Here is an 11,697-nt window from a genome sequence, read left to right as displayed (position 1 = left end):
GTCGCTCGACCGCGGCGGCCTCATGCGATACCCAAGATGCAAAAACGACTGACGGACATCCAATGACACTGGACGATTTCCTGACCGAAGCAAAGCGGCTTGCGAGGCCGTGCCGTCAGTACCGCTTCGCGGACGACGGCGAACCCGTCACCGGCTACTGGCACGGTATCGACGACGGCGCGTTGTGCATTTCCGTCGAGCGCGACGGCGTCTGGCTGCACGTATATCTCGACGATAGCGGCACGTCAGGCCGCGTGGAGACTTCCGCGCAACCCGTCCGTTCCGACCGCCCGCTATGCCGATCCGATGCGATGTCGCTTCCGCCCGCCGACGCGGTGTTCCGCTTCGGCTCTGCCGCGATCGGTGCGTACCTTGACGCACACGGCTGGCAGCGCGACTGGGGATTCAACGGCAACTTCAAGGGCGCGGCCGCGCACGACTACGAGCGCGAATGGATGGCGCAATGCCCGCTCTACACGGGCGGCGTGGTGGCCGTCGCGGGCGGATGGAACATGCCGTGGCCCGAGGACGACGAACTCGACGATCGCGAGCTCGTCCTCTGGACATTCGAGGAATCGGAACCGTGGGTCGAGGTGTTCTTCGACGGCGCCCGGTACTCGGTGATCCAGCGGATCACCTAGCACGCGGGCATAGCGCTTACTGCTTCGGCAGCCGCGCGACGTTGCGCGCCAGCAGTTCCTCGATATCGATGCCTTTTTCCGCCAGCAGCGCGGTGACGACACCATTCAATTCGCCGAGCGTTTCCTTGACCGATTCGCGAATCGTGTCCACGACGACCTGCGTGCTGCGCTCGATCTCGATGTTGACCTTGTCGTCGACGCCCTTCGCATCGAACGTGGTCGCGCGGCGCGTTTCGGGAATCAGCCAGACGTCGAACCAGCCTTCGTCGCGATTGACGTCCGACACGGTGAGGCTGCAGCCGTTGATCGCGATGTAGCCCTTCGCGAACACATAGCGCTTGAACTCGGCCGGCACGCCGATGCGGATCATCCGGTTGTGCTCGGACGACGCGATGTGCGCGATGGTCCCCGTGAAATCGACATGACCGGACAGCGGATGCCCGCCGATCTCCGCGCCGTCCTTCGCGGCCCGCTCGACGTTGACCCGCGCGCCGGTCGCGAGGTCGGCCAGCGTCGTGATCCGCAGGCTCGGCAGCATCACGTCGAAGTCGATCAGCGCCGGCGAATGGATGGTCGTGACCGTCAGGCACACGCCGTCGACCGACACGCTCGCGCCGATCTCGATATCGTCGGTGAACCGCTCGGGGAATGCGATGCTGAACGTTCTCAGCTCGCCGTGATCCTTGATGGCGTCGATGGTGCCAACACCCTGAACAATGCCTGTAAACATGGTCTGCCTTTCGTCGCGAATTGCTTGGCCGACATGATAAGTGATCCGCGGGAGAGGCGCGTGACGGTGGCAGGCTGGCGGCGGTAGGCCGCTTTCGTGAAAGCCCCGGCCGTGGGCAGGACCACTGCGCACGAGATCGATCGTCACGAGTCGGCCGCTTACGCCTGCCCCGGGCTTTCGCATGTCACCGGGGCCGGTATCTGATAAATGACCGACACGAATTTCGGGGTCTCGCTATGGCCCGTTACAGTGCCGCCGAGGGACTCGGCGATACGTCGGCTCGGATGGTTCTCCTCGGCGACGGGATAGTTGAAGCGCTGAACGTTGAGCGTCGAGCACGCCCATTCCACGACGAGCCTGACCGCCTCTCGTCCGATCCCTTCGCGATGCCGATCTTCGCGGATCCAGACGCCCAATTCCGGGATGGCCTGCTTGACGTGATGAACCCCCACCAGGCCGAGGAAGGATCCACCGTCGCGTTGTCGAATCACGAACACGTAGTCCGTGCCGTCGGTTTGTGCGTGCAGCCACGTCTGCCAGATGCGATCGAAACTTTCCCTGTTGGCCGGAGGGTCCCAGCCCATATAGCGAGTCAGCGACGGCGTAATGCATGCAAGCGCTGCATCCGCGTCTTTTGCCGAGAATGGTGTGAGCCAAAGGCGATTCGATTCGATACGGGTTTCGTCCGGTTGCAGCATCATTTCCTCGTCGTGCATCGACCACGCCAATCGGATCGCCGGCATGACCCGGCGATTGAAGCCATGTCGCCGGGTCATGTGACGACCTGCCTGCATCAAACCTCCGCCGGCTTCCCCAGCGCGCGATCCGCCACGCGCCGCGGCGAATCGGCGAGCCCCTTCGCCAGCTCCAGCGCTTGCCGCTCGAACAGCCGGCGGTAGATGCCGCCGTCGATGCGGATCAGCGCGTCGTGGTTGCCTTCCTCGATCACCTTGCCGCGATCGAGCACCAGCAGCCGGTCGAGCGCACGCACGGTCGACAGCCGGTGCGCGACGACGAGCGTCGTGCGGCCGACCATCAGCCGCTCCATCGCCTGCTGGATCAGCAGCTCGCTTTCGCTGTCGAGGCTCGACGTCGCTTCGTCGAGGATCAGGATCGGCGCATCGGCGAGGAACGCGCGCGCGATCGCGACACGCTGGCGCTCGCCGCCCGACAGCTTGATCCCGCGTTCGCCGACGAGCGTGTCATACCCGTCCGGCAGCGCGGCGATGAAGTCGTGCGCGCTGGCCAGGCGCGCGGCGCGCTCGATGTCGGCGCGGCTCGCGCCGGGCCGTGCATACGCGATGTTCTCCGCGAGCGTGCGGTGGAACAGCACGGGCTCCTGCTGGACGATCGCGATCTGGCCGCGCAGCGAATCCTGCCGTACCTGCGCGATGTCCTGCCCGTCGATCGTGATGCGTCCGCCCGACACGTCGTACAGTCGCTGGATCAGCTTGATGAACGTCGTCTTGCCCGACCCCGAATGGCCGACGAGGCCCACGCGTTCGCCGGGCGCGATCCGCATCGAGAAATCGTCGTACAGCGGCACCGGATGGTTGCCATAGCGGAACGTCACGTGCTCGAAGCGGATCTCGCCTTGCCCGATCCGGATCGCCGGCGCGCCGGGGCGATCGTCGATGCCGAGCGGCTGGCGTTCGAGCGCGACGAGTTCCTCCATGTCGTTCACCGAGCGCTGCAGGTTGCGGATGTGCATGCCGACGTCGCGCAGGTAACCCTGCAGCATGAAGAACATCGTCAGCGCGAACGCGATGTCGCCGACGCTCGCTTCGTCGTTCATCCACAGTCGCAGCGCGACGCCGATCATCGCGGCCTGCATCGCGACCAGCATCGCCCCCTGCAGCCCGCCGTTGAACGTGCCGCGCACCCACGTGCGGCGCGTGCGCTGCCGCCACTTGTCGATCACGCGTGCGAGCCGCGCTTCCTCGCGCGTTTCCGCGCCGAACGCCTTGACGACCGCGTTGCAGCTCACGGCGTCGGCGAGCGCGCCGCCCATGCGCGTATCCCACAGGTTGCCGAGCCGGGCAGCCGGCGCGACGATGCCGAGCGACACCGCGACCGTCACCGCGATGTACAGCAGCGAACCCGCGCCGACGACGAGCCCCATCACGGGCCAGTGGGTGCCGAGCAACACGGTCGCGCCGACCAGCATCGTGACCGACGGCAGCAGCGCGATCAGCACGGTGTCGTTGAGCAGGTCGAGCGCCCAGATCCCGCGCGTGATCTTGCGCACGGTCGAGCCCGCGAAGCTGTTCGCGTGCCAGTCGGTCGAGAAGCGCTGCACGCGGTGGAACGACGCGGCGGCGATCTCGCTCATCATCTTCAGCGTGAGCGTGATGATGTTCAGGTAGACGCCCTGGCGCAGCACCGTCGCGCCGATGCCGAGCGCGGCGAGCGTGCCGAACGCGACGAGGGCCGAGTGCCACGCGGCGGCGCGGTCGGTCAGGCCGGTCGACAGCGCGTCGACCAGGCGGCCGGCGAACAGCGGCGTGAGGACGTCGGCGAGCGCGGCGAGCAGCGCGAGGCCCGCGACCGTGGCGATGCGCGCCGGCTGCTTGCGCCAGTAACGAATGGTGAAGCCGAAGACGGCCTGGAATGCCTGGCCGCCCAGATGGGAGGTTTTTCTGGTCATGTATCGTTGCCCGGCGCATCGCGCGACGGGACTTTCCGGTTCGGAGAACGTCGAAAACGCAACAGCCGGGCCGCGCGAAACACGCGGGCGGAGCGAAACGGGCTGTCGGGAAAAGCGCGGCTGACGGGTTAGCGGAAAACTCGGGAGCCGGCGCGGACGGCGGGCTGGATCAGCTGCGCCGCGAGACCACGTTCGGGAAGGTGGCTGGCATTCGGAACATCTGCACCTCCCTGAAGTGAACGGTTGAATGAAAGGACGCCGAAAAGACGTGCTGCGATTTTATCAGGAGTGTCACGCGCGCCGCAACGTCTGACGAATGCGGCGTTGCAGCGTCGATACGGTTAGTATTCAGGGTTTTGGCCCCTTTTCGCGTACGTTCGACGTGGCGGCCCGGGGCCGGTCGGCGCATCGATTACACTTGCGCGTCCGCGGCGCGCGACGATGCGGCCCGCACAGATTCACTCCGAACCATTCCCGAGGAAACGATGAGCGACGTTCAGCAAGGCATCCTGGCTCCGATCGATACGGCAGCCCGATACCTCACTTTCACGATGTCGAATGACGGCAATATCGCCGCGGCGCTGGCCGCGCTGCGCGAGATCGTCGACGGACGCGACACGGTCGTCGGGTTCGGATACGCGCTGGCCGCCTGGCTCGGGCATCCGGTGCCGGGCCTGACCGAGTACCCGGCGTTCGCGGTGAACGACCGTACGCTGCCGTCGACGCCGGCCGACGTGTGGGTCTGGCTGCGCTCGGACGACCGCGGCGAGATCGTACTGCGCGCGCGGGAGATCGAACGCGCGCTCGCGCCGGCGTTCACGCTGCAGGAGGCCGTCGACGGCTTCCGCTATTCGAACGACCGCGACCTGTCCGGCTACGAGGACGGTACCGAGAATCCGGAAGGCGACGACGCGGTGGCCGCGGCGATCGTGACGGGGCAGGGCGCGGGGCTCGACGGCGCGAGCTTCGTCGCGGTGCAGCAGTGGGTACACGACTTCGACCAGATGGAGCGCATTCCGTCGGGCGAGATGGATCACATCATCGGGCGCCGCCGTTCGGACAACGAGGAACTCGACGACGCACCCGAATTCGCGCACGTGAAGCGCACCGCGCAGGAAAGCTTCGAGCCCGAGGCGTTCATGCTGCGCCGTTCGTCGCCGTGGTCGGACACGCGCCGCGCGGGCCTGTACTTCGTCGCGTTCGGCTGCTCGTTCCGCGCGTTCGACGTGCAGATGCGCCGGATGAGCGGCGCGGAAGACGGCATCGTCGACGGCCTGTTCCGCTTCACCCGGCCGCTGACGGGCGCGTATTTCTGGTGCCCGCCGATGAAGGACGGCAAGCTGGACCTCGCCGCGCTCGGACTGTAAGCGCCGGGCGGGATCGATGAACGGGCGGGCCGCGCCGGATGCGTGGCCCGCCCGTTCTGTTTTTCAAGCTTCCAAGTGGCAGTGCGTATGGCCTGCCGCGTGCGTCAGTTCAACGTCGTTTCGATCCGCGTGCCGCGCTTGATGAACTGCGTCACCGGGGTTTTCTCGCAGATTTCCGCGAGACGCTGGCGTTGCGCGTCGTCGAGCGGGCCGTCGAGCGTCACGACGCGGCGCACGTACTGCACGCCTTCGCGATCGGCATGCAGCTCGGTGCGCACCGCGATGCGCGCGGCCGGCCACGTCTTGCGCTGCATGTACATGCGCAGCGTCGCGGCCGTGCATTGCGCGAGCCCGGCCAGCACGAACTCGTACGGCGCCGGCCCGCGATCCTGGCCGCCTTCGCGCGGCGCTTCGTCGCCGGTCAGCGTGTGCGTGCCGGCCTGCAGCTGGACGACGTAGTCGGGCGCGTCGGCATCGAGGACGGCGGCGGCGTGGATGAGCGACATGGCGAGTCTCCGGTAAGCGGATCAGGGAAAGCGGGCGCCGGGTGGCGGCGTGCAGCCGCCAGCATACCGTCCCGGCCGCGCGGGCGTGCGCTGCGTGCTACGCGTCGGCGATGCCGGCGCTGCTGCGCACGAGCGCGGCGATGCGTTCGCGCACCCACTGATGTGCGCGGTCGGTGTCGCGCGACTCGTGCCAGTACGCGAGCAGCGGGAACGGCTTGAGCCGCAGCGGCAGCGGCCGCACGACGATCGGCAGCAGCGCGGCCATGCGCAGCGCATAGGTGTGCGGCAGCGTGACGAGCAGGTTGCCGGCCGCGGCGATCTGGCAGGCGGCGAAATAGTGCTGGCAGGTGAGCCGGATGTCGCGGAAGCGCCCGTCGTTGCCGAGCAGGACGTCGAGCGATTGCGGCTCGCCGAGCGACGACACGGCGATATGCTGCGCCGCGAAATAGTCGCCGCGTCGCAGCGGGGCGGGCGCGAGCGGATGATCGTGGCGCAGCGCGACGACGAGCGAATCGTCGAGCAGGTGTTCGGTGGCGATGCGCGGGCCCGTCTGCACGCGACGGTCGACGACGAGATCGAGGTTGCCCGACGCGAGTTCGCGCTCGATGTCCGGTACCGCGATGCGGCGGCTGACGAGCCGCAGGCCCGGCGCTTCGTCGGCGAATGCGGCGACGATGCGCGGCAATGCGATGGATTCGAGCACGTCGCGAATGCCGACCGCGATGCTCAGGTCGAGCGTCGCGGGATCGAAGGCGGACGGATCGCGCGCGGTGCCTTGCAAGCCTTTCAGATGCAGCTGCACGTCCGCGATGATCGACCGCGTGCGCTCGGTAGGCACCACACGGTTGCCCTGACGCACGAACAGCGGATCGTCGAAATGCGCGCGCAGCCGGTTGAGCGCATGCGTGACGGCCGGCTGCGTGAGATGCAGCGCACGGGCGGCCGCGCCGATGCCGCCGTGCACGTAGACGGCGTCGAGCACGCGAAACAGGTTCAGGTCGAGACGGTGATCGGCGGGCACGGAGCGCGGGCGGCGAGGTGAAGGACGGCTCGATTTTAAAGGATGCGTGGGCAACCGATGTGCCGGTTGGCATGCGTGGCGATCGTGCGCGCTCGATGCGGGTCGATGCGGGTCGATGCGGGTCGAGCGCGATGCGCGAGCGTCCGTTTGAACGATGCGCAACGCAATCGAACACGTATGTCATTACGCATGACGGCCGCAATAATGGGCCGCATCGCATACGCATTTCCGTGCCGGCATACCAGCGGCGCACGCCAGCCTGTAGTAATCCGCCATCATGCTGTCCCGGTCGGCCATTTCGCGCCAAAGGCGCTACCCGTTCGGCTAAGATGCCGTCGCTTCATATTTCGGGATAGCCGTCCTGTCGCACGCATTCAAACCAAATATAAGCCTGACAGTTCGACGGTATTAGAAGAAGTCGAACGAGTCGGGGGCTTGGCCAGTGAATGCAGCAGATCAGCGGTGGGTCGTTATCTATTTGAGTACGGGGTTTTCGTTGGCCCAGGCCGCGCGCCTCGGCGAAGCCTTCAACCTGGCGAATCGCCTGCATGCGTACAGCGCGGATTACCAGCTCAAGTACGTCTCCGAAAGCGGGGGACTGTTGCAGTCGTCGTCCGGCGTGCGCATCGCGGCCGAGCCGTTCGGCGACGAACATAGCCGCCGTGCGCGCGCGTTTTTTCATCTTCATGGCGAGCGCGCGGCCGTCAATTGGGACGACGCATTGCAGCGGCGCCTGTCCGACATTCGCCAGCATGCGCGCTGGATCGTCGATGCGATGGAGTTGCCCGCGCTCGCCGCCACGCGGCGGCCGTCGTCGTCAATCGACGTGCGGCCGGGCCGGGCCGGGCGCCGCGCCACCACGACGATCGAATTGCAGGCCGGCGAGACCGACGTGTTCGCCGCCGCGCTCGACATGTTTCGCGTCGACCTCGGCGACGGCGCCGCGCAGGAGATCGCCAGCAACATGATGCGGCCGGTCGAGCAGCGCTACGCGCAGTCGATGTGGGCGTTTCGCGAACTGAGCGCGAGCCCGTCGATCCGGATGTCCGCGCAGCGGCTGCGCGCGCAGAGCGTGAACCGCATCTCGATCGCGAACGCCGCGCAGGCGGCCGCAATGAGCGAGCGCAATTTCCTGCGGCGCTTCAAGAAGGAAATCGGCGTGACGCCGACCGAGTTCGTCCAGCACGTGCGGCTCGAGCGGGCGTGCCACATGCTGATCCATACGACGCTGCCGGCCGACAAGGTCGCGCGGCGCACCGGCTTCGGCAGCGGCGAGCGGCTCGCGAAGCTGTTTCGGCAGCGGCTGTTGATGTCGCCGACCGAGTTTCGCGTCGCCGAGCGGGAAAAAATTCTCGCGCACGGCGCGGCGTCGCCCGATCCTGACGAACGGCTTGCCGCCGCGTGTTGCGACGGCGACGGGGCGGATTGCGACGCCTGCGTGGCCGCGCGCGGGAAAACGGGACGGATACCCGTAAAATCGACGGATCGCGATCTCGATTCCCGGTTTCCATGCCCTTCCTCCCCACTACCGCCACCGCCCCTTTCTGCCCGTCGGAAGTAAAGGGCAGCATCACGATCGACGCCGCCGCGCCGCGCTGGCAAAAGCTCAGGCGTTTCTTCGGCCCCGGCCTGCTGGTCGCGATCGGCTACATGGACCCCGGCAACTGGGCGACTGATATCCAGGCCGGCTCGCAGTTCGGCTATTCGCTGCTGTGGGTCGTCGCGTTCTCGAGCCTCGCGGCGATCTTCCTGCAGATGCTCGCGGCGCGGCTCGGCCTCGTCGCGGGCAAGGATCTCGCGCAGGCGAGCTACGAGCGCTACGGCCGGTTCGGCCGCGTCGTGCAGTGGATCACCGCCGAAGTGTCGATCATCGCGTGCGACATCGCGGAGGTGCTCGGCTGCGCGCTCGCATTCAAGCTGCTGCTCGGCGTGCCGCTCGCGTGGGGCGTCGTGCTCACCGCGCTCGACACGGTGATCGTGCTCGGCCTGCAGGGCAAGGGCTTCCGGCAGATCGAGGCGATCGTGCTCGGGCTGATCGCGACGATGGCGTTCTGCTTCGTCGCGCAAGTGGCGATCACGCCGCCCGACTGGCATGCGGTGATGGGCGGCCTCGTGCCGGGCGACCCGGGCCACGACCGCAAGGATGCGATCGTGCTCGCGCTCGGCATCGTCGGCGCGACGATCATGCCGCACAACCTGTACCTGCATTCGTCGGTCGTGCAGACGCGGCACGTCGTCGGCGGCGCGCGCGGCGTGATCCGCGACACGCTGGCGCTCGTGCGCATCGATACCTGCGTGTCGCTGTTCGTCGCGATGCTCGTCAATGCGGCAATCCTCGTCGTCGCGGGCGCGGCATTCCACGCGACGGGCCAGCACAACGTGACCGACATCGAGCAGGCGTACCGGCTGATCACGCCGATCGCGGGCGGCGCGGCCGCGCTGTTGTTCGGCATCGCGCTGCTCGCGTCGGGGCAAAGCTCGACGCTGACCGGCACGATCGCCGGCCAGGTCATCATGGACGGCTTCCTGCATACGAAGATCCCGTGCTACCAGCGCCGGCTGATCACGCGCGGGCTTGCGCTCGTGCCGGCGCTGATCGGCGTGCTGTGGCTCGGCGACGGCTCGGTGGGGCAACTGCTCGTGTGGAGCCAGGTGCTGCTGAGCCTGCAGTTGCCGTTCGCGATGTGGCCGCTGATCCGCTCGGTCAGCGACCGCAACACGATGGGCGAGCACGCGATCGGGCGCGGGATGCAGGTGGCCGCGTGGGCGCTGTTCGCCGTGATCACCGGCACGAACCTGCTGTTGATTACCGGTGTCGCGGGCTGATACAGCCTGTCACAGGCTGACACAGGCACGCTGCGTGCCTGCGGTAAACTGCGGTCTTTCGATCGTCTCCGAAGTCCATCATGTGGAGTGAAATCAGCAACATCGGCGATGCCGCGCTGACCCTGCCGATCGCGGTGACCTGCGCGGCATGGCTCGCGCTGACCGACTGGCGCCTCGCCGCCCGCTGGGGCGTGCTGCTGGCCGCCGGCATGGGCGTCGTCGGCGCCACGAAGATCCTGTATGCCGGCTGCGGCATCGAGCTTGCGCGGTTCGATTTCCGCGTGATCAGCGGCCATACGATGCTGTCGACGTCCGTGTGGACGGTCGCGCTGTCGATGCTGTGGCAGGCGTTCCGGCCCGGCAAGGCGCCCGGCATTGCGGCCGGGCTGGCCATCGGCGCGATCACGGCCGTTGCCCGCGTATTCGATCACTCGCACACCGTGCCGGAAGTCGTCGTCGGCTGGCTGCTCGGCGCGCTGGTCGCGCTGGTGTTCCTGCGCGGCTACGACGGCGTGCGGCAGCGCGCGTTCTCGCCGCGCGTCGCCGCTGTCTGCCTGCTGCTCGTGTCGGGTATCGCGTACGGGCACCGCGCGCCGTTCCAGCAGATGATCGACACGCATTCGCCGCAGCTCTGCGCGTTCGTGCGGGCGCCGTCGGGCGAAGGCTTCTGACTGGTGCCGATGGCGGGTGCTCCGGCACCGCCTTCCTGCTGCCGGCGTTCGGTCCGGCGTTTTCCTGCGGGCGCACGATGGCAAGCCGGTTCATCTTCCCCAGGGCGTTCTCTTCCGTGCGGGACGCCACACTTCCGTTATCCCGATAATCGACTCGTCTGCCCGTCCATCCGACTGGTCGCGCCTACCGGTTTGCGCACCGTCGCCGGTACGCGCAAGTCATGAACGAGGTCTATGACCGGGCATAACGAATATTCATTTCATCGATTGGCGGCATTCGCGTACGCTGGCTGTCGTTCAACCGCGGGCAGGCTGTGCGGCCGGTTCCGCGCGCGTCGCATTCATCTCGATATACTCGCGGAAAACCCGTGCGATGCGTCGCCATGCCGGCGCACGTCGGCTGGAAGATGCACGGGAAACCCCGTCGCGGCAGCGTTCCGCGACGACGATTCACGACAGGAGCAGGTCACATGACAATCCTTTCTCCGCGCCTCGCGGGCAAGTGCGCATACATCACCGGTGCCGCCGGCGGTCTCGGCCGCGCGATCGCGCGCCGCATGGTCGAGCAGGGCGCGCGCGTGTTCGTGACCGACATCGCGGAAGCGGCGGTGCTCGACGCGTTCGCGCAGGAACTCAACGCGGGTCACGCGACGCCGGTCGCGTTCGCCGCGACCCAGGACGTGCGCGACGAAGCGCGCTGGCAGGCGCTGCTCGCGCAGGCGACCGATGCGATGGGCGGCCTGTCGGTGCTCGTCAACAACGCGGGCGTCGGCTCGATCGGTTCGCCCGCGCAAATCGAGCTGGACGAATGGCGGCGCGTGATGGCGATCAACGTCGAAAGCATCGTGCTCGGCTGCAAGCATGCGCTGTCGTATCTGGCCGAGAGCCATCCCGCGTCGATCATCAACATCTCGTCGGTCGCCGCGTTCAAGGTCGAGCCGGATTTCACCGCGTACAACGCATCGAAGGCGGCGGTCGCGTCGCTGACGAAGTCGGTCGCGATCGACTGCGCGCGCCGCGAGATCGACGTGCGCTGCAATTCGATTCACCCGGCGTTCATTCGCACGGGGATCGTCGAGCCGCTGTTCCAGTCGCTCGGCGAACGCGATGCGACCCGCAAGCTCGCGCGCGGCATTCCGCTGCGCCGGCTCGGCGAGCCGGACGACGTCGCGCATGCGGCCGTGTATCTCGCGTCCGACGAGAGCCGCTTCGTGACGGCTGCCGAACTCGTGATCGACGGCGGCATGTGCGCGGTCTGACGCGTATCCCGAACCACAACGATTGGAGG

At 67.3% G+C, this 11,697-nt stretch carries 11 protein-coding genes; 6 read left to right on the top strand and 5 right to left on the bottom strand.

Annotated features, from left to right (window positions below; all coding sequences use genetic code 11):
- The first annotated feature begins 62 nt into the window (after positions 1–62).
- Positions 63–641 (top strand): hypothetical protein, encoded by a 579-nt coding sequence (locus BLS50_RS21745; protein WP_074803995.1) that lies wholly within the window; start codon positions 63–65, stop codon positions 639–641.
- Between the two features lie 16 nt (positions 642–657).
- Here BLS50_RS21745 and BLS50_RS21740 read toward each other — a convergent pair whose 3' ends face one another.
- The 3 genes from BLS50_RS21740 to BLS50_RS21730 form a co-directional block, all read right to left on the bottom strand.
- Complete coding sequence (locus BLS50_RS21740; protein ID WP_027813247.1) at positions 658–1,371, bottom strand: riboflavin synthase; 714 nt, start codon at positions 1,369–1,371, stop codon at positions 658–660.
- 158 nt (positions 1,372–1,529) lie between these two features.
- A complete protein-coding gene (locus tag BLS50_RS21735; RefSeq protein ID WP_412668065.1) occupies positions 1,530–2,165 on the bottom strand; it encodes a GNAT family N-acetyltransferase in 636 nt (211 codons plus the stop codon).
- On the bottom strand, positions 2,165–4,018 hold the full coding sequence (locus BLS50_RS21730) for an ABC transporter ATP-binding protein (RefSeq protein WP_074803993.1): 1,854 nt from the start codon (positions 4,016–4,018) through the stop codon (positions 2,165–2,167). Before BLS50_RS21730 ends, BLS50_RS21735 begins: the two co-directional genes overlap by 1 nt.
- A gap of 485 nt (positions 4,019–4,503) precedes the next feature.
- On the opposite strand from BLS50_RS21730, the gene BLS50_RS21720 reads away from it, so the two are divergent.
- Positions 4,504–5,385, top strand: coding sequence for a Dyp-type peroxidase (locus BLS50_RS21720; RefSeq protein WP_027806665.1), 882 nt, complete (start codon positions 4,504–4,506; stop codon positions 5,383–5,385).
- Between the two features lie 104 nt (positions 5,386–5,489).
- On the opposite strand, the gene BLS50_RS21715 is transcribed toward BLS50_RS21720, so the two are convergent.
- Both BLS50_RS21715 and BLS50_RS21710 read right to left on the bottom strand, forming a co-directional pair.
- Positions 5,490–5,891 carry an OsmC family protein gene (locus tag BLS50_RS21715; protein ID WP_074803992.1) on the bottom strand — a complete coding sequence of 134 codons (402 nt, stop codon included), beginning with the start codon at positions 5,889–5,891 and terminating at the stop codon, positions 5,490–5,492.
- 97 nt (positions 5,892–5,988) lie between these two features.
- A complete protein-coding gene (locus tag BLS50_RS21710) occupies positions 5,989–6,912 on the bottom strand; it encodes a LysR family transcriptional regulator (protein WP_074803990.1) in 924 nt (307 codons plus the stop codon).
- Positions 6,913–7,408: 496 nt separating this feature from the next.
- On the opposite strand from BLS50_RS21710, the gene BLS50_RS21705 reads away from it, so the two are divergent.
- The 4 genes from BLS50_RS21705 (at position 7,409) to BLS50_RS21690 (ending at position 11,668) form a co-directional block, all read left to right on the top strand.
- Complete coding sequence (locus tag BLS50_RS21705) at positions 7,409–8,473, top strand: helix-turn-helix domain-containing protein (RefSeq protein WP_034196433.1); 1,065 nt, start codon at positions 7,409–7,411, stop codon at positions 8,471–8,473.
- Positions 8,422–9,738, top strand: a complete 1,317-nt coding sequence (locus BLS50_RS21700) for an Nramp family divalent metal transporter (RefSeq protein ID WP_074803987.1) — start codon at positions 8,422–8,424, stop codon at positions 9,736–9,738. Before BLS50_RS21705 ends, BLS50_RS21700 begins: the two co-directional genes overlap by 52 nt.
- An 80-nt stretch (positions 9,739–9,818) precedes the next feature.
- Complete coding sequence (locus BLS50_RS21695; RefSeq protein WP_074803985.1) at positions 9,819–10,409, top strand: phosphatase PAP2 family protein; 591 nt, start codon at positions 9,819–9,821, stop codon at positions 10,407–10,409.
- Between the two features lie 470 nt (positions 10,410–10,879).
- The gene (locus tag BLS50_RS21690; protein WP_023475411.1) at positions 10,880–11,668 is read left to right on the top strand and encodes an SDR family oxidoreductase; all 789 of its coding nucleotides are present in this window, start codon (positions 10,880–10,882) and stop codon (positions 11,666–11,668) included.
- The last annotated feature ends 29 nt before the right edge of the window (positions 11,669–11,697 follow it).

The organism is Burkholderia orbicola (assembly GCF_900100915.1).
Classification (GTDB): domain Bacteria; phylum Pseudomonadota; class Gammaproteobacteria; order Burkholderiales; family Burkholderiaceae; genus Burkholderia; species Burkholderia orbicola.
This window is presented reverse-complemented; position numbering and strand designations above follow the sequence as displayed.